Here is a 22,026-nt window from a genome sequence, read left to right as displayed (position 1 = left end):
CGGGCCGGTCCCCGGGTCTCTGTCATGTCCTTGCTTCAGCCCCGCCGACGGGGGCCAGGCTTCGAGGAAACCTCACGAACCTGTGTGCGGCCCCGCGGGCGCGGCGGGAGAAGCCCACGCCCGTCCCGCACGGTGCGCAGCCGGCTGCCCGCGTAGCAGGCCAGGCCGCCCAGGACAAAGCCGGTGAGCGACGGGAACCCTACGGAGCCATCCAGCCCGGCGTCCATCCCGCCCATCTCGTTGCTCATGAGGGAGAAGCCGATACCCATCGACGCCTGCGAGACGAGGCCGAGGATCAGGATGCCGACGCCGACAGCCACGCCGGCGCGCAGCGCGACCTCCACGTGGCGGCCAAGGAGTGCGTCGGCCTCCTCGCGTGTCGTTCGGGCCGGGGTGCGCGCGGCGGTGCGGTAACCCGCGTACACGAGCAAGCACACCAGAAGCGTCAGGCCGATCAGCCACAGGGGAAGCCCGGCCACGGCCTTGCCGCTGACATCGACCTCCTTGCCTCCTCCTTCGGCACCGCCGCCCCCCATTCCGCCGCCCATGCCGCCCATCATTCCGCCGCCCTGGGGCTCTCGGCGCTCCATTTCGGCCTGCCAGGACGCGCCCAGGCCGGAGGTCAGGACGGCGGACAGCAGATTCGGCGCGGCCAGGAGCAGCGCCCCGGCCGCCTTCGCCGTCTGGTCGCGGCCGGTCGCCGCGGCGGCTCCGGCCAGGAGTGCGAGGAACAGAGCGATCGTGCACAGGGCGGTGAAGATCCCGGTCAGGGTCGAGGTGACCGGGTTCCACTTGAGGCGCGCCCGGCTCAGAGCGACGGGCGCAGGCAGGGACGTGCGGCGCGCGGCCAGGCAGCCGAGGCCGATCACGAGGGCCACTTCGAGCACCGCGAGGAACCCGGTCAGCACGACATCCGTGGTGAAGTTGAGGGACGGGATTCCCCCGCCGCCGGTCAGCCTGCCGAGCCCGCCGCCCTTGCCGAGCCTGTCCGACATGCTCTCGGGAAGGGAGAGCGAGCCGCGGGCCATGAACGCCAGCACGGGTACGAGCACGGCGGTGACGCCGAGCGCCCCCATGGAGCGGGCGATCAGCAGCGCGGGAGCCGGCCGCGCGCGGCGGCGCAGCGGCCGGAAGAAGCACCAGCCGAGGACGGCCGCGCCGAGGAAGGTGAGCATCTGCGGCACGGCCCACACCTGACCGGCGATCCCGACGCTGAGACCGCCACCGCCACCGAGCATGTCGAGCATGCCTCCGTCGGCACCGGCCTTCGGCGTCAGGTCGGCGCTCAGGTCGGCCCGCCCGCCGAAGGCGAGGCTGACGAGGGCCGGGACGAGCCGGGTCAGCGGCGCGCTGCCGTCGGCGCCGAGGGCGCGCAGCGCCGCGTATCCCGTGCCTGACATGACCGTGAGGGCAGCGAGGACGGCAAGCCCGCCCTCGACCACGTGACGCGCGGTGCCCCCGGCGGGCTTGAGCGGGGTGTCGGCGTTCCCCGGACCCTTGTGCCCTCTCGGCGTTCTCGGCGCCGGGTCGCTCTTCTGCGCCGCCGGGGGCGTCGTGGTGGTACGGCTCATCGGAGCACCTCGTGCGGCTCGGCGGGGGCGGTGGTGGTGTCCGAGGGCGGCAGGTCGGCAGGGGCGGGGCCGCTGCCCTGGAGGCTCTCGCCCTCCACGTCGACGTGCGGCACCCAGCGGTCCAGCCACCGCGGCAGCCACCAGGCACGGTGCCCGAGCAGCGCGAGCACCGCGGGGACGAGGGTCATACGGACGACGAACGCGTCGAAGAGGACGGCGATCGCCAGGCCGAAGCCGATGGTCTTCACCATCTGCTCGCTCGACCCCATGAATCCGGCGAACACCGAGATCATGATCACCGCGGCGGCCGTCACGACCCGCGCGCTGTGGTCGAAGCCACTCACCACGGCCTGTACGGGCCTGGGGTCGGCGACGTACGCCTCACGCATCCGGGTCACCAGGAAGACCTCGTAGTCCATGGCGAGACCGAAGACGACGCCGACCATGAAGATCGGCATGATGGACATCACCGGGCCGGGTACGGAGACCCCGAACAGGGCGCCGAGCCAGCCCCACTGGAAGACCGCGACCACCGCGCCGAGCCCGGCGGCGATGGACAGCAGGAAGCCGAGCGCCGCCTTGAGCGGCACCAGGATCGAGCGGAACACGGCGATCAGGAGCAGGAACGCCAGGCCCACGACGAGCGCGATGTAGGGGAGCAGCGCCTCGGCGAGCTTCTGGGAGACGTCGATGTTCATCGCGGTCGTGCCCGCGATCAGGACCTGCGCGTCGTCGCCCTCGACCTCGGGTGCGCGCAGCGTGTGGACGAGGTCGGTGGTCTTCTTGCTGCCGGGCGCCGTGGCGGGCACGACGGTGAGTACGGCGGTGTCCTTGCTCTCGTTGAACCGCGGCGGCGTCACCGTGGCCACCCCGTCCGTGTCCTTCATCCGGGCGGCGGTGCCCCGCACGGCGGCCTGGGCGTCACCGCCGCCGTCGGCCTGGACGACAGCGGTCAGCGGCCCGTTGAAGCCGGGGCCGAAGCTGTCGGCGAGGAGGTCGTAGGCGCGGCGCTGGGTGGTGGACGTCGGCTTGGACTCGTCGCCGGGCAGGCCGAGTTCGAGTGAGGCGGCCGGTACCGCAACGGTGATCAGGGCGGTGGCGCCGAGCAGCAAGACCGCGAGCGGTCGGCGGGTGATGAACCGGACCCAGCGGGTGCCCGGACCGGGCCGCGGTGCAGGCTCGGGCGCCGCGCCGTCCTTGCGACCCTTGCGGCGGTGGGGGCGGGCCGGCTTGATGCGGCCTCCCGCGATGCCGAGCAGGGCCGGGATCAGGGTGACGGCGATCAGTACGGCGAGCGTGACGGTGCCGGCCGCGGCGAGCCCCATCTGGGAGAGCACCGGGATGCCGACGACGGGCAGTGCCGCGAGGGCGATCACCACGGTGAGACCGGCGAAGACGACCGCGGAGCCCGCCGTGGCCACGGCGTGTGCGGCGGCGTCCTCGCGGTTCCTGCCGCGGGCCAGCTCGTCGCGGTAGCGGGAGACGACGAACAGCGCGTAGTCGATGCCGACGGCCAGGCCCAGCATGGAGGCCAGTACGGACGTGGTCCCGCCCAGGTCGAGCGGTGCCGAGAGGGCCTTGATCACGCAGGTGGCGACGCCGACCCCGAGCAGCGCGGTGAGCAACGGCAGTCCCGCCGCGATCAGCGCGCCGAAGGTGATGACGAGCACGACGGCGGCCACCGCGAGTCCGATGGCCTCCGAGGAGTGGCCGCCCGCGGCCTTCTCGGAGACGGCGTTGCCTCCGGTCTCGACGGTGAGGGCGGACGCGCGTGCCTCCTCCACGGTGTCCATCAGGGCCTCGCGCGAGGTGTCGGTGAGCTCGTTCACCGTCACGCCGTACGACACCTGCGCGTAGGCGGTCGTACCGTCCTTGCTGACGGATCCCGTCTCGTAGGGGTTGGTCACCCGCTCGACCTGCGGTGCCTCGCCGAGAGCCCGGACGGCGTCGTCGACAGCGTGCTTCTGGTCGGGGTCGGTCACCTTGCCGTCGTCGGCCTTGAAGACGACCCGTGCCGTGGCGCCATCGGCCTTTATCTCGGGGAAGTGCTCTTGCAGAAGGTCATAAGCCTGCTGGGCCTCGGTTCCCGGAATGGAGAAGTCGTTCGGCGGCGCGGCGTTCGCGCGGGAGGCGAGAACCCCAGCCACCACGAGCAGCCCCGCCCACAGGACGGTGACCAACCACCGCCATCGAAAGGAGAATTTGCCGGTCTTGAAGAGGAAAGCAGCCACAAGCGGCCCCCGGAAGTTTTGCCGATCAACAGAACGGGGGCAAGAGTGGCATCTTTCACTGACCGGTTTCGGAGTGATTCCTGGGAGTTTCCTGAGAGCCGCTTTCCGTACCGTATTGCTTACGGAAAGCGGCAATGTCGAAGTCTACGAGGTGGAAAGCGGCTCAGCGCGTCGGCGGCCGCGGACCGGTAGAGGTTCGTCGCCATCAGACTGGACTCCCGGGCGCCGCGCTCGGTGTAGAGGGCGGCCACTGCCTCGGCGATCGCGGGGTCGTGGGGGGCGGCTTCCAGGGCGTGCGTCTCGCGGGCGGCGTCGACGCGTTGACCGCTCGGGTCCACGAACTCGCCGACACGGACATACGGTTGGCCTGCCATGTGGCGGAGTGGGCGTTCTTCGCCGAGCCGGAGTCGCCCTCGGCCCAGGACTGCTACGTGGAGGTGTTCGGCCGACGCCGTGAGGCCGAGGCGTCGTTGATGGGGAAGCTCGCGTTCTCCGACCCGCACCGGCGTGTGCCGCGATGCGGGCGGCCGCGGAGCGCTGAGCGACGGCGACGTGACCATGGCAATCGGTGGTGTGAGCCACTACAGATGGCACCAGGGGACGGCCACTCCGTACTGGGCACGCCCCTCGGGCGCGACGGCGCAGTGGGCGACGGTCGTCATGCCCACACCGCCCGCCGCCACGACCCGATGGAACTCGATCAGCGCGTCGGTGACGAGGCCACCGTCGCTGCGCCCTTCGAACGTCGCGGCCTTGATGGTTCGACGCGGTCGAGATGCACCTCGGGCACAACTACTTCGCCAGTTCTTTCCTCAGCCCGCGCATCAACAAGCCACGGGATGCCTACGGCGGTTCACTGCACAACCGGGCAAAGGTGGCCCGCGCGGCGGTGCGTGCGGTGCGGGAGGCGGTGGGCGACCGGATCGCGATCCTGGCGAAGTGCAACATGGACGACGGGGTCGGCGGTGGTTTCTGGCTGGACGAGGCGCTGCAGGTCGCCCGCTGGAGAGGCAGACGGCACGGTCAGCGCCCTTGAGCTGACCGTCGGGAGCTCGTTGCTCAACCCCATGAACCTGTTCAAGGGCAGGGCGCCGGTACGGGACTTCGCGGCCGCAGCCGCAGCCGCAGCGTCTCGGCGTACAGCAGCTCGGTCACCGCTTTCTGCGTGAATACCCCTACCAGGACGCGTTCCTGCTCGAAGAGGCCCGGCAGTTCCGGGCCGCGATCGACCTGCCCCTGATCCTCCTCGGCGGCATCACCGGCCGGGCATCCATGGAGCTGGCCATGACGGAAGGGTTCCAGTTCGTCGCCATGGCGCGTGCGCTGCTGCGCGAACCGGACTTCGTCAACCGTGTACGGGCGGAGGGCACGGCCCGCTCGCTGTGCGTGCACTGCAACAAGTGCATGCCGACCAATTTCTCGGGGACGCGTTGCGTTCTTGCGTGATCGCCGGCGAGCGGGCCGGCGCTCCCGGCAGCCAGGTCATGAGCGCCGCCCGCCGTGGGCCTACAGGAGGCGGCGCTTGTCGGTGAGCAGGTGCCGTTCAGGACGGCTTCGAGATAGAGGCCGACGTTCCTGACGTACTCGTCCTCGTCATCGGCGGCCTTCTCGATGGCCGGGTAGGCGGTGCGGGCTTGCTCACCGTTGCCCGTACCGCCGCAACTGAACTCCCGTGAACCGCTGTGAAATCAGTCAGGAGCCGCGCACGCGGGACGGACACGCAATGATCTTCGCCGATCCGCCGCGCGGCCCGCTCCGGGAGACGGAGCGCACGACGTTGCCGAGGCCGTCGCCGCACGGACTGGCCGCGTCCCGCCTGCCAGGGCAAGCCCGGCAAGGTCGAGCAGTCCCCCCACCAACCTCTACACGCGACCGCCAAGCGCTTCCTGGACGCCTCGCGCACTCTCGCAGAGGCGTGACGCGGGCGGGCATGCCGGCGAGCGGGGGCATTTCGCCAGGTCGGTCCTGCGGCGCAGGTCCGCCGAGCGGCCCCCCATAGCAGCCGGCCGGGCACAGACCTCCTGAGGCGTGCATCGCCCTGGGAGAGGCTGCAGGGTACTGGCAGCCTGGGCAGCATGCGTCGGACATGCGCGCGTAACGCCTACAGCGCACACAATGCACAGGGGAGATTCGCCCTGGTTTCCGCGCGCAGGTCACTGACCTGCAGGTTCTTGCACGTGTCTCCGTTCCACATGTTTCGCGATGACGCATCACGTGGAGTGCGTGGCGATTTTGGAGCCTGCCTCGAAGGGTCTCTGACCTGCCATTTTGCAGTGCCGGTGAGTTCGTTCGGCCTGCTTTCGAGGCTCACAGTTCCTCGTCGGCAGGACGCCCCAGGCGGCCGCAGACAGCACACCGTATGTAGGTCGCCACTCAGGGTTCGCCAAGCCTTGCTCGGAGTGAGCGCGCTGGCGGAGTGTCTGGAATCCACGGAAGCGGTGCGGGCCCTGCTCGCCCCCTTGCCGCATCGCAGGAGGCGGGGGTCCCGAGGCTACGGCGCTCGTCCTATTAGGCAGCAGTGCTGCTGGTCTGGAGTGGTCCGGCGGTAGAAGTGCGTGACCTTCAGACGCATCTTTTCAGCGTCCGACGTGGCTATGGCTGCGACGAGCGAGCCAGTCGCACCGGTGGCCAGGCCCTTAGCTCGGCGTCGAACATGATCGAGTTGTCTCCTCGTTCAGGGAGTTTCCCGGCCGGGCAGCGAAGCCATGTGCAGGCGAAAGTGGCTGCCATCAGTAGGTATGCCCGGTACGTCTCAGCCAACGCCCGACCCGCTCTCATCGTCACCAGTCGGTCACGGATAGCGTTGCTTCGCTCAAGCTAACCCTCACCTCACCGGAGACGACTGTGAACCGCACGACCCGGCTCGTGGCGGCCGCGCTCGCGGCCTCCGCCGCCCTGTTGCTGAGCGCCTGTGGCGGCTCGGACGACAACAAGAGCAACGACAAAATCGCCGGGGCGGACACCGGCTCGAAGAAGCCGGCATCGCCGTCGTCGTCCGCGACGGCGGACGGGGTTGACCGGCCGGAGATCAAGCTTCCGAAGGACGACAAGCTCCTCTTCGAAGAGTCTGATGACGCGAAGGAAGCGTCCGTGCTCAATGACAACCGGGAATTCATTCGAGCCACGGATGACGCCATCATCCGCGGGGACCCGAAGTCTTCGGCCTTGAGGTTCTACGCCAAGAGTGACGCCTTGAAGGTTAGCGTGGATTGGGTGCAGCAGTTCGTAGACGCAGGACAGACCGTCAGCGGAACGGTGCGCTATTACAACCGCGAGGTGACGTTCCTCAAGGACGGAACTGCGGGGCTCACTTATTGCGGCGACGAAACCAAGGCATACAACAAGGACCGCAAGACCGGTAAGCGCTCTGATGGCGTTTCGTCGAGCAGCGACGCGTACGTCTTCTACAACCTGCACCTTGAGAAGGACTCGAAGGGTGTCTGGCAGGCCGAGCAGATGATGTCGAAGAGGGGGGCTCAGCAGTGCCGTTGACGAAGACCGCGAAGTGCGGACTGGTCATCGGCGCGCTGACCACCGTGCTTGTCTCGGGCTCGCCGGTCGCCTTCGCTGAAGGGCGCGCCCCAGGAGGCGGCGCGAAGCCAGGCTCTCAGGGAGGCCAGCCGGCGGGAGAGAAGGAAGGGCAGGAGATCGGGGCCAAGATCACCTACAACCTTTCCAGGAACGGATCGGGCGGGAATGTCGGCGCCATCCAGCCTGTGGGTGACTGGACGCCGCCGCCCTGCTGGTTTGCGCCGAAGTACACACCCGGCCAGTACAAGGCATACATGAAGGAGAGTTGGTCCGTCGGAGGCGACCAGGCGGAGTGGGTGAAGGAAGAGAAAAAGCAGTTCAGCAAAGGACAACCCGACGCAGACTTCCATGTGAAGGACAAGGATGATGGCTACTGGTGGGGCCACTTCATCAACCGCGATCGGATGGATGAAACCGCCGCCTGGGAGTGCATGTTCCGCGACCCGTGGTGGGTCAAGAAGGGAGATGACCCCAAGGTTGAGCACGCCATTTCGCCCGAGATTCTCGCAGGGCTCGCCTATGAAAAGATCCGGGTGCCTGACACCTCTGTGACCATGAAGCCCCAGGGTGCGCAGAAAGTGAATCTCAACACCTGGTTGTGGCTCGACAAGGCCACGTTCAAGCCCGTGTCCGTCACCGCCAGCCTGCCAGCCCTGGACATGACGGCGACGACTACCGCCGAACCTGTCGGCCTCCACATCGAGCCAGGTACCGAGGAAGCCAAGGTCTTCCCGGCATCTGGTGACTGCCCGATCAACGCGGACGGCAGCATCGGCGAGCCGTATGCGAAGGGGAAGGCGGACCAAGAGCCGCCGTGCGGGATGGCCTACCTCAGGTCCACGTCGGGGACTGACCCGTACCAGTTCAAGGCGTCCGTCACTTGGAAGGTCTCCTGGAACGGCACGGGGGGCGCAAAGGGTGATCTGCCGGACGGCACCTTCGAGACCACTCAGGACGTGAACGTCCAGGAGATCCAGTCCATCAACCGCTGACCGAGGCCGTCGGTCGGTCAGCACACCACGGGCAGAACCATCTCAACCCTCGGGGGCGGGCAGCATGTCGGACTTGAAGAAGGATGCGGAAGCACTGCACAAAGCGGCATCCGCGCTGGGCAAGGTGGATCACCACACCCGCAAACCGCTGCACGACTTCAAGGCGGCCTCGCACGACCTCTCCGCCTTCGGCGTGCTGGGCTCGCTGATGAGCGCCAAGGACGACATCCGGGACGGCATGGACACCATCGCCGAACTCACCAAGAACTTGCACAAGGAGTGGGAGGCCGAGGCCAAGTTCATGGGCGACGTCTCCGACGCCTTCGACCTGCTGGACGTTCTGCTGAGTGCAGCGGCCCGCGCCAAGAAGGGCTGAGCCGCACATGGGCTTCGACATCATCCCCGGCGACATCGACGCCGAAGACCTCAACCCGCTGCACTGGATCAACAAGGCCAACCACGCCTTCGGCGACACCCTCGCCAGCGGCCTGGAGTTCCTCGGCATCACTGACCCCGCCGTCGACCCCGATGGCATCCGTGAGATAGCCAAGCGGTGGCGGGCCCTGGCCAAGGGCCTCGACGCCGCCGCGCACGACGCCAAGTCGGCGCTCAATGATCTGGAGTGGGAGGGCCAGGCCGCCAAGGCACTCCACAAGCGGGCCGAGGCCAGCCGAACGCAGGCCACCGACATGGCTGACTCGCTGCGCGACGGCGCCAAGGCACTGGACGACTTCGCCGACGAAGCCCACGAACTCCTCTCCGAGATCGGCGTGATCCTCGCGGAAATCGTCGAGTTCGAGATCGCGGGCCTGGCCTTGTCCGTGCTGACCGGCGGCCTCTCCGCGATCGCCGGCAGCCTCGCTGCTGGTGCACGAGCCGCGAAGATAGTGGCGCTGATCGCCCGGATCGAGAAGTCCGGGACCCGCATGGCCTCGGTCATCCGCACCGTCATGGAGGCGATACGCGGCCTGGAGCGGGCGCTGAAGGCTCTCGGGGAGATCAAGACGATCGCGAAGGCCGGCAAGCTCGCTGGCGAAGGTATGAAGTTCTCGGCCTTCGACGCGCTGTTGCAGGATCCGGGGACGTTCAAGAATCCGGAGAAACTGGCGGAGACCCTGGCCCTGGGGGCCGCCTTCGGAGTCGGTGCGGGCGGCCTGGGCAAGGTCCTCGGCAAGGGCCTGGGCAAACTCAAGCCCAGCGAGCTCGCCAAACTCGGCAAGACGTTGGGGCTCGACGGCTCCGGCCTGTCTCGCCTCAAGCTGCGCCCCTCGGAAATGGAGAAGCTGCCCGCCTCCATCCGAGCTGTGCTCAAGAAGTGCAAGTTCGACCCGATCGACGTGGCAACCGGCGACATGCTGCTGCCCCAGACCGACGTCGAAATACTCGGATCGCTGCCCCTGATGCTGACGCGGACGCATGTGTCGTCGTATCGGTGGGGCGGATGGTTCGGCCCTTCCTGGGCTTCCACCCTGGATCAGCGCCTCCAGATCGACGATGACGCGATCACCTACGCCGCACCCGACGGCGCACGGCTGGTCTATCCGCTCCCGACCGTCGGCAGAAACGATCCTGTCTACGCCGAACTCGGCCCTCGAATACCTCTGACCTGGGACACGGAAGTCGACGGCGCCCTGCGCCTGACTGACCCGGACACCGGGCACTCGTACGTCTTCCACTCCCCGTGTCCCATCGACGACGGTCAGGCGGTCGACCTGCCCCTGCAGGCCATCGTGGACCGCAACGGCCAGCGCATCACCCTCCGCTACACGTCCGACGGCACTCCAGTGGAGGTCGCCCACTCCGGCGGCTACCGCGTCGCCATCGACCACCACCGCGACCTGCCCCGCATCAGCGGCCTGCGCCTGCTCGACCCCAAACACCCCGACGCCGACGGCACGGTCCTCATCTCCTACGCCTACAACGACGCCGGACACCTCACCGAGGTCACCAACTCCTCCGCCCTGCCCATGCGGTACACCTACGATGCCGCGGGCCGCATCACCTCGTGGACCGACCGCAACGACACCTCCTATGCCTACTCCTACGACGAGCACGGGCGGGTCATTCGCACCGCGGGCAGCGACGGTTTCCTTTCCGGCACCCTCGACTACGACGACGCGGCGCGCGTCACCACGGTCACCAACTCGCTGGGGCACATCAGCCGTTACGAACACAACGAGGCACTGCGCCTGATCCGGGAGACCGACCCGCTCGGGAACACCACGCTCCAGGAATGGGACAGCGCGCACCGGCTCACGGCGGTGACCGACCCCCTCGGCCACACCACCCGATACACCTACGACGAGCAGGGCCGCGTCACTTCCGTCCAGCTTCCGGACCACCACGAGGTACGCGCGGAATACAACGACCTCGGCCTGCCCACGGCTATCACCGAGGCCGACGGCGGCCTGTGGTTCCACGCCTACGACGAACGCGGTAACCGCATTGCCCTGACCGATCCGACTGGGGGTACCACTCACTACACCTTCACCTCGGCCGGCCATCTCTCCGGTGTCACCGACGCCTTGGGCAACACTCTGCGGGTACGCACCGACGCGGCAGGGCTCCCGATCAAGGTCACTGACCCGCTCGGCGCCCGCATCAGTTACGAACGAGACTCGTTCGGCCGGCCGGTCACCATCACCGACCCGCTGGGAGCCAAAACCCGTCTGGCCTGGACAGTGGAAGGGAAGATCACCTCCCACATCCTCCCGGATGGAACCAGCGAGTCATGGGAGTACGACGCCGAAGGCAACTGCATCGCCCACACCGATGGGCTCGGCCGAATATCCCGCTTCGAGTACACCCACTTCGACCTGCTCTCGGCCCGCACCGGTCCCGACGGTTTGCGCTACACCTTCACCCATGACACAGAACGTCGTCTCACCCAGGTCGCCAATCCACTGGGCGCCACCTGGACCTATCACTTCGACCCCGCGGGCTCTCTGGTCGGCGAGACGGACTTCGACGGTCGCAGCCTCGCCTACGTCCATGACGCCGCAGGTCGGCTCATAGCCCGCACCACCGCCGCCGAGCAGACCATTCGCTACGAGCGCGACCCCATGGGCCGCACTCTTGTCAAGGACGCGGCCGGCGTCCTCACCACCTACACGTATGACGCCGCAGGCCGCCTGACCTCGGCCAACAGCCCCGACGCAGTACTGCATCTCCACCATGATGCGGCGGGACAACTCCTTTCCGAGACAGTCAACAACCGCACCACCCGTTACACCTACGACCTTCTGGGCCGCCCCACATCCCGCACCACCCCCACCGGCGCGACGAGCACATACGCCTATGACGCCGCAGGCAACCGCACCCATCTAACGATTGGTGGCCGCACCCTAACCTCCCAGCACGATGCGGCCGGGCATGAGCTCTTGCGCCGCATCGGCGACGAGCTCACTCTGGCCAGCACCTACGATCCCCTCGGGCGGCTGACCAGCCATACGGTCGCCAACGCCACCGGCACCACCGTCCAGCAACGTGCCTACACCTACCGGGCCGACGGCTCCCTGGCCGCCCTCGACGACCAGATCAACGGGTCCCGCCGCTTCGACCTCGATGCCACGGGCCGTGTCACCGGAGTCCACGCCGGCGACTGGACCGAGACCTATGCCTACGACGAGACGGGCAACCAGACCCACGCCTCCTGGCCCTCCACTCACCCCGATCACGAGGCCACCGGCACTCGCGCCTACGCCGGCACCCGCATCACCCAAGCCGGTCGCATCCGTTACGAACACGACGCCGCCGGACGCGTCACCCTGCGCCGGCAACGCCGCTTGTCTCGTAAACCAGACACGTGGCAATACGCCTGGGATGCCGAAGACCGCCTGGTGTCGGTCATCACCCCGGACGGGACCCGATGGCGCTACGAATACGACGCCCTCGGCCGTCGTATTGCCAAGCTCCGCCTGGCCGACGACGGACAATCCATCCTCGAGCGCGTCGACTTCACCTGGGACGGCACCACTCTCTGTGAAGAGACCACCACCTCGGCGGAACTGCCGAAACCGGTCACGCTCACCTGGGACCACGACGGCCTGCGACCTGTCGCCCAGGTCGAACGCATTGCCGCCGCCGACGCACCGCAAGAGGAGATCGACTCCCGCTTCTTCGCGATCGTCACCGATCTCGTCGGCACACCGACCGAACTCATTGACGAGCATGGCGAAATAGCCTGGCGTAGCCGCAGCACGCTGTGGGGCTCCACCGCATGGGCCACCAGTGGTGCCGCGTTTACACCCTTGCGTTTCCCGGGACAGTACTTCGATCGTGAAACCGGTCTTCACTACAACTATCTTCGCTACTACGACCCTCAGACTGCGCGCTATTTCACGCTTGACCCTCTCGGCCTCGCCCCAGCGCCCAATCCGGTCACCTACGTCCCCAACCCTCATATCTGGGTCGACCCCCTGGGGCTGAAATGCACTTACCCGACGGATGCTGACGCCTTCCCTGGTATCGTCTTCCGATCGCTGGCCAGGGGCGAAGATCCGGCACTGGGGCTTGTGGCGCGAGACCCCAGCGCCGTCAGTGTCTCGCCCCTGTCTCACGTGGCAGGGAAGAGGATGAGCCCATGGATCTCCACCACGAAGCTCCCCAGCGCGGCGTTCGAAAAGTACAACAAGGGGAACGGTGTTGTGGCCATCGACCTATCCAAGATCGGCTCTCGAATAGAAGACGTATCCGCTGGATTTCCTGGCAAGGGGCGCATCGACTTCTATGCCAGGAAGGATCAAGAAGTCCTCATCTTCGGTAAAATCCCCAAAGAAGCAATCATCGGAGTTTGGTCATGAAGCACTCGGACCCACAGACCCTGGAAGCCCTCGACCGCGCCTGGGATCCGGAGCAAGGCCCTCTGGGCAAGCTCAGAGACGGAGAGTACGACCCCGCCCTTGGAGAGCGGTACATCGAGCTGCTCAATTCTATCGAGATCTCGGAAGGGGAGCCCCTTCACCCAGACTTCGTCAAGCTGACCTGGTTCGCTCCGCTCTTTTCCGAGTGGCAAGTCGAACGAGCTGTGGAGTTCGGCGCAGACAAGCGTGCAGTCACGAATTTCACCGACCGTGTGAGGGAACGCATCATGGAACTCCTGGGCGTTCCGTAGGCTCCTCTTGCTCCGGAGCGCCCATGCTGTCGCATGCCTTCCGATCAAGCTCGTGGCGGGAGCACGGGGACGCGCCGAGGGGGCCATGAGCCGGGTTGTCGTGGTGCACGGGGTGGGGCGGCGGCAACTCGACACCGTTGAGACCCTGTTGGGGGAAGTTGAGCCAGCGCTACGCGGTGGGATGGGACTTGCCCTGCGCCGAGTTCCCACGCTCGGGCGGCTGATGGACGAGGACATCGCCTGCGCCGGATATGGGGACCTCTACGGGCAGCCCGGCACGCGCGGCGAGCCGTACTACCGGACGGAGGACGTGGAGCCAGGGTTCGAGGCAGAGCTGCTGGAGACTTGGTGGCGGGAGGCGGCTCGGCTGGACCCCGTGTCCCCGGACCGGACACCGTAGGGCCGGAGGGTACGGGCTCCGGTCCCGCTGCCCGTGGCTCCGTCGGCCGTCTTGCCTGCCGCCCCGTCTCCGACCGGTTGCTCATCTCGGACCTTAAGCATGTCCGTCGCTACTTCACGGAGCCCAAGCTGCGTGAAGCCGTGCGGGCTCGGGCTGCGGAGCTGATCACGCCAGAGCCCCCCGGCTCCCCGCTGGGGCTGGCCGGGCTTGTCTTCGACCGCCTACAGCCTGCACCGCAGCAGGACGGTACAGGGGGCTGGCCAGCCACAGTCAAGCAATGGACAAACCTGGCCGACAGCGGTGACGTGGTTGCACTTGTCCGCGAATTGGCACCCCGCGCAAGGCCCGATGGCGGGCGCCCCTGCGCCAGGCGCACTGAACGGCCCGGCTGCCGATGGACTCAACCGGCATGTCTTCGCCTTCGACACCGGCATGCTCACCGCCGATCGGCTACTAGAGGACCTGCCCGGCGTGGCCGAAGACCTGCGGCGGGTCTTGGCTCTCTTCTCCTCGCTCGGTTACGCGGAGATCCTCCCAGAGCTCACCCGTGCACCCGATGCCCAGCAGGTGCGCGCCGGTCTGGAGGACTGGCTCAAGGCGGACGAGCGCAACAAGGAGGACGTGCTCGTCGTGTACTACGCAGGGCACGGCCTGCGCGACGACCGCTACCACCGGCCCACCTGCTGCAACAGCCGTCGCAACCGCGTGAGCACTACCCTCGCCTCCCGTGAACTCGCGGACCTGCGGGCCGACGCCCAGGTCGGGCACGTTCTGCTGCTGCTCGACACCTGTTACGCCGAACTGGGCGCGGCCGAGATTGCGAACGTCACCGGTCAGCTGGTGGACTACCGCCCCCCGGGGGCGGCGGCACGAGGTCGTTAGTGCACACCGCCAGAGCCGCTTTGATCACTGGATGCGGCCCGGATCTCGGGGAGGATTTCAGTGATTGCTTGCGCGTAGTCAGCGAGAAGGCGCGTCAAACCGTCGTGCCGGGCGGCTAGTTGGTCGTACTCGTCGACCTCTGTCGGTGTCCAGGCTGCCTCGGTGTCTTCCAACTCCGACAGGCGCAGCTTGGCCATGGCTGCACTGACGGCAGCCCGGGATGCATTGAGGAGGTGGCTGGCGGATTCACTGGAGGCGTTGACGAGGAGGGCGTCGAGTTCGCCGGGGGCGGGAAGTGCCGGGATGCTGAATTCAAGCCAGTAGTCTCCCCAGAGACGGCGGCGCCGAGCCTCCGGGTCGACGTCGTGCACCACATCGATGCCGCCTGTTTCATTCCGCCGAACCGACAGGCCAGAACGGGCTGCCAGGTCAGAGGTCATAGCGGCAAGGCCGTCGTCGCTGTCGGGGGCTGAGCTCGGCGGGGGTGTGCCGAGGAAGGATCCCAGTTCCACCAGCTTTCGCGTGTGTTCGTCTACGTCGGGCAGGACTGCCATGTCGTCCGTGGGCATCAAGGTGTCCGGTGCGGCCGCGCCCAGTCGTGCGTACGGCATGGGTGTCCCGTGGACCGCGGATTTCCATGCGGCCATGGCTGCGTCCAGCCACCAGCAGACGAATTGATGCGCCGCGTCGCGGTGCGCATTCGCGCAGCGGATGGCCAACCTCAGGCGGACAGAGAGCAGCGCGTACTCGGCGTCGTACCGTGTTCCCCGGTCGGCGGCGCGCTGCTCGATGGCGGCTTCGCTGAGCTCATTCAACTCCTCCATGCGTTGCTGCTCTGCTTGTGATTCCTCAAGGAGGGCGGTTGAACACCGTGCCAGGGTGGACAGGGCTGCGTCGACCTCAGGCACCGTCATAGCCTCAGCCGGGTCGGGCCTGGGCGCGGGGAAGGAGCGGTGGCCACTCACGTCGGACTCCTGGAGAGTGAGCAGGTGTAACAGAGGCGGGGCTCATGGAGGCCCTCTCAGTTGCGGACATCAACGGACGGTAGTCCTGAGAACGACTGAGCGTGCTTGAAACGGTGCAAGACGAGATGCGGCCTGCCGGCCGGTGGATGAGACGGCTTCCCACGCCCGGTTTGTAGCAGCACAGGGCGGCGACCGAGGTCCTGCGGCGTGCTCGTCGCGTTCGAGTGCTCGGCGGGCAGGCGCCTGCCATGACCAGCTGTGCCGTTTCAGCATCCGCCGCACCGTCGCCACCGACAGGCGCAGCTTCAGACGACGGCGCATCACCGTCTGGACCCGGGCCAGAGTCCCACGCTCATCGTCGAAGCCGTGCACTGACGGCCCCTTGCCTAGCTCTGCCTTGAGCATGGCGGACTGGGCATCGGGCGGTCGGGGAGTTCGCCGGACCTGTCGAGCGCAGGGCCTCCAGGCCGCCTCGCGCCAGGCTCGGCGCCAGCTTTCAACCGACCGCATACTCACCCGCAGGTCCTTCGCGATCAGCGAGGTCTTCTCACCCGCCGCGAACTGCAAGCCTGCCCGGAGCCGGATCTTCTCCCGAAACGCCCGCCGCTCAGCGGTCAGGCCCCCAGCCTCCGGATAACGCATACCACCGGCATCGACGGCCTGACCGGCATCGGCGCCGCGTGCCCGTTCCATGCGTTCCGGACCGCGAACGGCCCCCGCGCCGGGCCTCCCTGGCCCGTCCGTACCTCATCCCGGGCCGCGCCGTGCACCGGTCCCTCCTGCGCCTTCGTCCGGGTCCGCGTCATCGTGGAAGAGCAGCCAGAGGCCGAAGGACGTGTCCGGGGCGTGCAGTGGCGCGCCGAGGAGTCGCTCGCAGCGGCGCAGGCGGTTGTTGAGGGTGTGGCGGTGCACGCCCAGGGCCGCAGCGGTGCGGTCGTTGCGGTACTCCTCGCGGACCCAGGTGCGCAGCGTCGTCAGCAGGACGTTGCCGCCGGGCGCCGTCTCCAGGGTCTCCAGCAGGCGCGCGCGCAACAGCGCCACCCCGGCCAGGTCGATGGTCGCCGGCACCAGGTCCCGCCACTCCAGTTCGCCGTGGGTCACCAGGGGAACCTGCCGGCGAACGGCCTGGCGGGCGGCGGAGCGGGCCTGTTCGTAGGCGACGCCCATCTCGGAGCGGTGCTGGAGGGAGGCCAGGCCCGCGTGCACGGGGCGGGTGAGGTGGCCGGCCAGTCCGTCGACCAGGGTGCGGGCGTCCAGGAAGACCTCGGCGCGGGCCACCAGCAGCATCCCCTCGGGAACCTCGCACGGCGTCACCCAGCGCCCCAGGCCCCAGCACTCCTCCAGCGCCGCGCCGAGCAGCGTGGGTGAGGCACCGGTGAGCACCAGCATCGCGTACGGGCCGGCCTGCGGGAGCCGGAACTCCTCGACGACCTTGCTCCACACACCGCTCCGCAGCGCGTGGCCGGCCAGCAGCCGTATACCCGCCTGGAGCATGAGCAGTTCGTGCGGGGCGGGCGGGCGGCGCCGGTTGAAGTGGTCGGCCAGCTCGGCCGCGGCGCGGTCCAGGCGCTCCAGCCGGGCCGTGTCCAGGGGGCGGCCGGTCACCAGCAGAACCGCCCGGACACCGCCGCCGACGGCGATGGACCGCACCCGGACCCGCGCGCCGCCGGAGTCCAGCACCGTGCGGAACATCGGGTCGTGGCCGGCTGCGGGCGGCAGTTCGCCGCGCAGCCGACCGAGCAGCGAACCGCCCGCGTCGGGGTGTCCGGCCAGGGGCCGCAGCCCGGCGTCGAGGACGTGGACGTGCGCGTCGAGTTCGGTGGCCAGCGCGCGGGCCCAGGCACCCAGCTCCGGGACAGTCGGCCGGACGTGGTGCAACGCGGCATGGATCTCGGCCGCCGGGTCCTGGCCGTGCGCCGGGAGCCAGCGCACCACCGGCACCTCGTACTGCTCCGCCAAGGCGAGGAAACCGATGGGGACGGGCTGGGCGGCATCGGCCACCTGGACGACCGCGAGCGGTACGTGGCGCAGGCGGGCGATCAGGGCGCGCTGCGCGTCCCGGCCGGTCGGGATGGCCGCGGCGTCCAGGGCCACGGCGTGTCCGGCCGGCGGTGGGTCCGGTTCCGTCAGGGAGCGTCCGCGCAGGTCGGTCAGGCCGGTCACCTGCCGTTCCACACCCCAGGCGCCGACCATCAGACGGGCCTGCGGGGCGAGATTCGCCAGTAATTGCAACGTCTGTACCGCCATGCCCCCATTATTTCGGCCGGTGCGCGCACCGCGGTACCGCCGCCCGGTGACGGGAATCACCCAGGGTCTTCCGTCTTGCCGGTTTCGGGACGTCCGGCCGGTCTGTGGGGCGGGCCGTCCGCCCTGGACGCGTGGCCACCGGCGGCCGTCCGGGACGGTGCGGCACCGCCTCCGGTGCGGCTCGCGGGTGGCGGTGGCTGGCCGCGTGGCCACAGGGGGCCGGCCTCACCCCGGCACACCGTCGGCACCGGTCCGCGAGGTGGGACTTTCGCCGGAAATTCCGCCGGCCCGGGCGGCCCAGGCTGGGGGCACACCACACGAGCACTCCGCCGGCCCGGCGAACGCCGCCCACTTCGCGGCACCGGGAACGGGCGGACCCCGTAGAGGAGATGACCGACAATGCCTGGTCCCGCGGTTTCCACCGTCCCACCGGTGCCGCAGAACTGGTCGCCCCGGATGCTGCGCAATCCGCGGCGGCGGGAGGCGGCCCTCCTGGGAGTCAGCGCGGTCTCCACGATCCAGATGGTCGACCCGAGCCTGAACTCCACCGCCCTGCCGCGGGCCGCCGAGGGCCTGGGCATGAGCTCCGGAACGATGACGCTGGCGGCCAGTATCGCCACGCTGCTGTTGGCGGCCTCGATGCTGGGCACCGGGTCCCTGGGCGACCTGCGCGGACGCCGCAAGGTCCTGCTGGCCGGCGCGCTCGCCGCGGTCGTCGGCTGCCTGGTGACCGCCCTGGCCGGCAACGGCGTCGTCTTCCTCGTCGGACGCGTCGTCACCGGTATCGGGACGGCGGCGGCCTTCGGCATGAGTCTGGCGATCATCCCCTTGCTGTTCCGACCGCGCGAGCTGCCCCGGGCGTTCGGGATCTGGCTCGGTGTGCAGGGCATCATGATCGTGGTCGCCTGTATCGGCGGTGGTCTGCTGGTCACGCATTTCAGCTGGCGGATCGGCTACCTCGTCGTCCCGGTGATCGGCCTGATCGCCACCGCCTGGGCGTACCTGACGGTGCCGGACAGCCGGGCCGAGAAGGCGCGCCGCTTCGACACGGTCGGGGTGCTGCTCGCGGCCCTGGCGCTGATCTGCCTGATCGAAGGGTTCAGCCAGGTCAGTGCGCACGGCTGGCTGTCGGCGGTCACGCTGGGGCTGCTGGCGGCCGCGGTGGTGCTGTTCGGCCTGTTCGCCGCCTGGGAGCGGCGGGTGGACGAACCGGCCTTCCCGATGGAGCTGTTCACCTCCCGCCCGTTCGTCGCGGCGATCGTGGTCGGGGTGGTCTTCAACCTCGGCAACGCGGCGGTGACCATGCAGTACCCGCTGATGGTCCAGGGGACGCTCGGCAAGTCGGCCTTCGTCTCCTCGATCGTGATCGCGATGTTCGGCGCGGGTTCGATCGGCGGTGCGTTCGGGGCCGGGGCCTTCCAGACCCGGCGGGGCATCAGCGACCGGGCGATGTTCGTCAGCGGTCTCGGCATCATCGCGGTCGGCCTGCTGGCCATGGCCTTCACCACCGAACACACCCCGCTGTGGCTGTTCCTGGCGACCTCGACGGTGATCGGATTCGGCGTCACCTGGGCACAGAACCCCCAGTCCGCGGTGATGATGCGGTCCGCGCCGTCCTCGATGGTCGGGTCCGTGGGCGCGGTCAAGCCCGCGGTCGGCCAGATGGGCATGGGGCTCGGCCTGGGCGGTCTCATCCCGGTGGTGAACTCCTTCACCGCCGCCTCCTCCGGTACGCCGCGGCACGCCGCCGCCCGCGGCTTCGGACTCGGCATGCTGCTGGTCGCCGTCTTCCTCGCGGTCGCCGCGCTGGTCGTCTGGCGGATGATGCGGCCCCGGTACGACGACGGTCCCGCAACGCTCCCGAATCGGGCCGCCACCGAGTCGGCCGAGCCGGCCGAACGGGCCGAGCCGACTGAAGCGGCCGAGCCGGCCGAACGGGCCGAGCCGACTGAAGCGGCCGAACGGGCCGAGCGGGCCGAACCGGCCGAGCCGGCCGAACTGGCCCAGGCGGCCGAACTGGCCCAGGCGGCCGAACGGGCCCAGGCGGCCGAACGGACCGACGAACCGGCCTGACCCCCGGCGCGCCCGGCTCCCCTAGCCCGCCTCCCTCCCCCCCCACCCGTACCACCCGTACCACCCGTACCGCCCTAGGAAGGTCCCCCATGAGCACCACCCCCGCGATCGAGAACGCCGACCAGGCACCCGAGCGGATCTTCGTCAACGCCAACCTGATCACCGTCGACCCGTCCCGACCCCGGGCCGAGGCGCTCGCGGTGAACGGCGGCCGCATCACCGCCCTCGGCGACAGCGACGAGATCCGCGCCCTGGCCGGCCCGGACACCGACATCATCGACCTCGGCGGCCGTACCGCGCTGCCAGGCTTCATCGAGGCGCACGGCCACCCGAGCGTCAGCATGACCACCGACGGCCCCGACGTGGTGGACATCCGCCCGATGACCTGCCCCACCGCCGAGGCCGTGCGGGCACGGATCAACGAGACCATCGCCGCCGCCGAACCCGGTGCGCCGCTGGCCTTCGTCGGCTGGGACACCCTCCTCCAAGAGGGCCTCGGAGAGCCCACCCGCGCCTGGCTGGACGAGCTGGCCCCCGCCAACCCGGTCGCGATCCTCCAGAACTCCGCGCACATGTCCTGGGGCAACTCCCTGGCCATCAAGGCGATCGGGCTCACCCGCGACACCCCGGACCCGGCCGGCTGCCACTTCGAGCGCGACGCCGACGGCGAGCCCACCGGGAAGGCGGTCGAGGCCCCGGCCTCCCTGATGATGATCGGCACCCCGCTGAACCCGCCCGCCGACCGCGCCCCCGCGCTGCTCGCCAACGAGCACGAGGTGCTCGCCGCCCGCGGCCTGACCACCTGCGGGGACCTCGGCCTCAAGGCCGGCATGCGGGAGGTCTGCGCCGCGTTCGCCCGGAGCCCGCAGGCCCGGGTGCGGGTCCGGGCGTACGAGATGTCCAACGCGGAGCTGCACACGGACGCCGTCCTCGGACAGGGCGACGCGATGTTCCGCCAGATAGGCATCAAGATGTGGGCCGACGGAAGCCCGTGGATCGGCAACATCGCCACCAGCTTCCCGTACCTCACCAACGACCGCACCGCCGCCATCGGCCTGGGCCCCGACCACCGCGGCTGCGCCAACTACACCGCGGAGCAGGCCCGCGCGATCGCCGAGGCGTACCTGCCGCGCGGCTGGCAACTGGCCTGCCACGTCCACGGCGACGTGGCGGTGGACATGATGCTCGACGTCTTCGAGAAGGTGCTGGACGAGCACGGCCGCCCGGACCACCGCACCCGCTTCGAGCACTGCGGCACCATGACCCGCGAGCAGTACCGGCGGGCCGCCGAGCTGGGCATCACCTGCAGCCTCTTCGTGGACCACATCTACTACTGGGGCGACGTCCTGGTGGAGAGCCTGTTCGGGGAGCGGGCCGAGGACTGGGCCAACGCGCGGGCCGCCCTGGACGCCGGCATCCGGATCTCCTTCCACAACGACTCGCCGGTCACCCCGGTGGAGCCGCTGCGCAACATCCAGGTCGCGGTCACCCGCCGCACCCGCTCCGGCACCCGCGTCCTGGGCCCGCGCAACCGCGTCACCCTCGACGAGGCGATCCGCGCCGAGACCATCGACTCCGCGTGGCAGCTCCAGAGCGAGCACGAGGTCGGCTCCCTCGAAGTGGGCAAGCACGCCGACCTGGTGGTCCTGAACGACGACCCGTACGCGGTGGACCCGGACACCATCGGTGACCTCCAGGTGCTCGCCACCTACCTGGACGGCCGGCCGACCTACACCGCCTGACCCCGGCCAGGCACCGTCCCCCTGCCCCGCGACCCGGCACCGACCGGCGTCCGCGGGGCCGCGGCGCTCAGGGTCCCGTACTCCGCGTCGGCGCCGGGGCAGCCGCGGACCGAGCGATCCGCCGCAGGGCGACTTCCGTTCCGCCACCGCAGCTCCGTTCGTTTCGTGCGGCCCGACCGCCAGCATGCCGGACGCCGCCGCCCGCCTCGTACTTGGCCTGAAAGGCCTGGCCGAAAGGGCAGTTCGCCCCTACCGGATCGCCTGTCCCGGCACCACGAT

Annotated in this window: 15 protein-coding genes and 2 pseudogenes; 10 read left to right on the top strand and 7 right to left on the bottom strand. The window is 69.1% G+C overall.

From position 1 onward, the window contains the following. Positions 1 to 35: 35 nt before the first annotated feature. The 4 genes and pseudogenes from ABZ385_RS18995 to ABZ385_RS18980 all read right to left on the bottom strand — a co-directional run. Entirely contained in the window at positions 36 to 1,571 is a 1,536-nt protein-coding gene (locus ABZ385_RS18995; RefSeq protein WP_358912303.1) for a streptophobe family protein, read from the bottom strand. Continuing rightward, entirely contained in the window at positions 1,568 to 3,802 is a 2,235-nt protein-coding gene (locus tag ABZ385_RS18990) for an MMPL family transporter (protein ID WP_358912301.1), read from the bottom strand. Before ABZ385_RS18990 ends, ABZ385_RS18995 begins: the two co-directional genes overlap by 4 nt. Positions 3,803 to 3,921: 119 nt before the next feature. Beyond that, entirely contained in the window at positions 3,922 to 4,176 is a 255-nt protein-coding gene (locus ABZ385_RS18985) for a hypothetical protein (RefSeq protein WP_358583546.1), read from the bottom strand. Between the two features lie 246 nt (positions 4,177 to 4,422). Beyond that, a pseudogene (locus ABZ385_RS18980) lies at positions 4,423 to 4,560 on the bottom strand (NADH:flavin oxidoreductase); the annotation flags it as partial. Positions 4,561 to 4,562: 2 nt separating this feature from the next. Between ABZ385_RS18980 and ABZ385_RS18975 the strand changes: the two are divergent. The 8 genes and pseudogenes from ABZ385_RS18975 to ABZ385_RS18940 all read left to right on the top strand — a co-directional run. Then, positions 4,563 to 5,248: pseudogene (locus ABZ385_RS18975) on the top strand (NADH:flavin oxidoreductase); the annotation flags it as partial. 1,398 nt (positions 5,249 to 6,646) lie between these two features. Further along, on the top strand, positions 6,647 to 7,294 hold the full coding sequence (locus ABZ385_RS18970) for a hypothetical protein (RefSeq protein ID WP_358912299.1): 648 nt from the start codon (positions 6,647 to 6,649) through the stop codon (positions 7,292 to 7,294). Continuing rightward, positions 7,285 to 8,325: a hypothetical protein gene (locus ABZ385_RS18965; protein WP_358912297.1), complete on the top strand. Its 1,041-nt coding sequence runs from the start codon at positions 7,285 to 7,287 to the stop codon at positions 8,323 to 8,325. The genes ABZ385_RS18970 and ABZ385_RS18965 overlap by 10 nt, the downstream gene beginning before the upstream one ends. 64 nt (positions 8,326 to 8,389) lie before the next feature. Next, on the top strand, positions 8,390 to 8,701 hold the full coding sequence (locus ABZ385_RS18960; protein WP_358696646.1) for a hypothetical protein: 312 nt from the start codon (positions 8,390 to 8,392) through the stop codon (positions 8,699 to 8,701). 7 nt (positions 8,702 to 8,708) lie between these two features. Beyond that, positions 8,709 to 13,127 carry a DUF6531 domain-containing protein gene (locus ABZ385_RS18955; RefSeq protein ID WP_358912295.1) on the top strand — a complete coding sequence of 1,473 codons (4,419 nt, stop codon included), beginning with the start codon at positions 8,709 to 8,711 and terminating at the stop codon, positions 13,125 to 13,127. Continuing rightward, positions 13,124 to 13,438, top strand: coding sequence for a hypothetical protein (locus tag ABZ385_RS18950; protein ID WP_358912293.1), 315 nt, complete (start codon positions 13,124 to 13,126; stop codon positions 13,436 to 13,438). The genes ABZ385_RS18955 and ABZ385_RS18950 overlap by 4 nt, the downstream gene beginning before the upstream one ends. 181 nt (positions 13,439 to 13,619) lie before the next feature. Beyond that, entirely contained in the window at positions 13,620 to 13,838 is a 219-nt protein-coding gene (locus ABZ385_RS18945) for a hypothetical protein (RefSeq protein ID WP_358583538.1), read from the top strand. A 432-nt stretch (positions 13,839 to 14,270) separates the two neighbouring features. Then, on the top strand, positions 14,271 to 14,720 hold the full coding sequence (locus ABZ385_RS18940; protein ID WP_358912291.1) for a caspase family protein: 450 nt from the start codon (positions 14,271 to 14,273) through the stop codon (positions 14,718 to 14,720). Here ABZ385_RS18940 and ABZ385_RS18935 read toward each other — a convergent pair. From ABZ385_RS18935 to ABZ385_RS18925, 3 genes are all read right to left on the bottom strand, one after another. Further along, the gene (locus ABZ385_RS18935; RefSeq protein ID WP_358912289.1) at positions 14,717 to 15,628 is read right to left on the bottom strand and encodes a hypothetical protein; all 912 of its coding nucleotides are present in this window, start codon (positions 15,626 to 15,628) and stop codon (positions 14,717 to 14,719) included. The genes ABZ385_RS18940 and ABZ385_RS18935 overlap by 4 nt on opposite strands. 126 nt (positions 15,629 to 15,754) lie before the next feature. Beyond that, a complete protein-coding gene (locus ABZ385_RS18930; RefSeq protein ID WP_358912409.1) occupies positions 15,755 to 16,006 on the bottom strand; it encodes a winged helix-turn-helix domain-containing protein in 252 nt (83 codons plus the stop codon). 426 nt (positions 16,007 to 16,432) lie between these two features. After that, the gene (locus tag ABZ385_RS18925; protein WP_358912287.1) at positions 16,433 to 17,932 is read right to left on the bottom strand and encodes a helix-turn-helix domain-containing protein; all 1,500 of its coding nucleotides are present in this window, start codon (positions 17,930 to 17,932) and stop codon (positions 16,433 to 16,435) included. Positions 17,933 to 18,364: 432 nt separating this feature from the next. Here ABZ385_RS18925 and ABZ385_RS18920 point away from each other — a divergent pair, with 432 nt between their 5' ends. Both ABZ385_RS18920 and ABZ385_RS18915 read left to right on the top strand, forming a co-directional pair. After that, complete coding sequence (locus tag ABZ385_RS18920) at positions 18,365 to 20,005, top strand: MFS transporter (RefSeq protein WP_358912285.1); 1,641 nt, start codon at positions 18,365 to 18,367, stop codon at positions 20,003 to 20,005. Positions 20,006 to 20,094: 89 nt separating this feature from the next. Further along, a complete protein-coding gene (locus ABZ385_RS18915) occupies positions 20,095 to 21,747 on the top strand; it encodes an amidohydrolase (RefSeq protein ID WP_358912283.1) in 1,653 nt (550 codons plus the stop codon). Positions 21,748 to 22,026 lie beyond the last annotated feature (279 nt).

It is taken from the genome of Streptomyces sp. NPDC005898 (genome assembly GCF_040629635.1).
GTDB lineage: Bacteria > Actinomycetota > Actinomycetes > Streptomycetales > Streptomycetaceae > Streptomyces.
This window is presented reverse-complemented; position numbering and strand designations above follow the sequence as displayed.

What these genes read in the sequence shown, in the direction of transcription:
- ABZ385_RS18995 (WP_358912303.1), bottom strand. Translation starts at nt 1,571, where the DNA reads ATGAGCCGTACCACCACGACGCCCCCGGCGGCGCAGAAGAGCGACCCG.
- ABZ385_RS18985 (WP_358583546.1), bottom strand. Translation starts at nt 4,176, where the DNA reads ATGGCAGGCCAACCGTATGTCCGTGTCGGCGAGTTCGTGGACCCGAGC.
- ABZ385_RS18960 (WP_358696646.1), top strand. Translation starts at nt 8,390, where the DNA reads ATGTCGGACTTGAAGAAGGATGCGGAAGCACTGCACAAAGCGGCATCC.
- ABZ385_RS18955 (WP_358912295.1), top strand. Translation starts at nt 8,709, where the DNA reads ATGGGCTTCGACATCATCCCCGGCGACATCGACGCCGAAGACCTCAAC.
- ABZ385_RS18950 (WP_358912293.1), top strand. Translation starts at nt 13,124, where the DNA reads ATGAAGCACTCGGACCCACAGACCCTGGAAGCCCTCGACCGCGCCTGG.
- ABZ385_RS18945 (WP_358583538.1), top strand. Translation starts at nt 13,620, where the DNA reads ATGGGACTTGCCCTGCGCCGAGTTCCCACGCTCGGGCGGCTGATGGAC.
- ABZ385_RS18940 (WP_358912291.1), top strand. Translation starts at nt 14,271, where the DNA reads ATGCTCACCGCCGATCGGCTACTAGAGGACCTGCCCGGCGTGGCCGAA.
- ABZ385_RS18930 (WP_358912409.1), bottom strand. Translation starts at nt 16,006, where the DNA reads ATGCGCCGTCGTCTGAAGCTGCGCCTGTCGGTGGCGACGGTGCGGCGG.
- ABZ385_RS18925 (WP_358912287.1), bottom strand. Translation starts at nt 17,932, where the DNA reads ATGGCGGTACAGACGTTGCAATTACTGGCGAATCTCGCCCCGCAGGCC.
- ABZ385_RS18915 (WP_358912283.1), top strand. Translation starts at nt 20,095, where the DNA reads ATGAGCACCACCCCCGCGATCGAGAACGCCGACCAGGCACCCGAGCGG.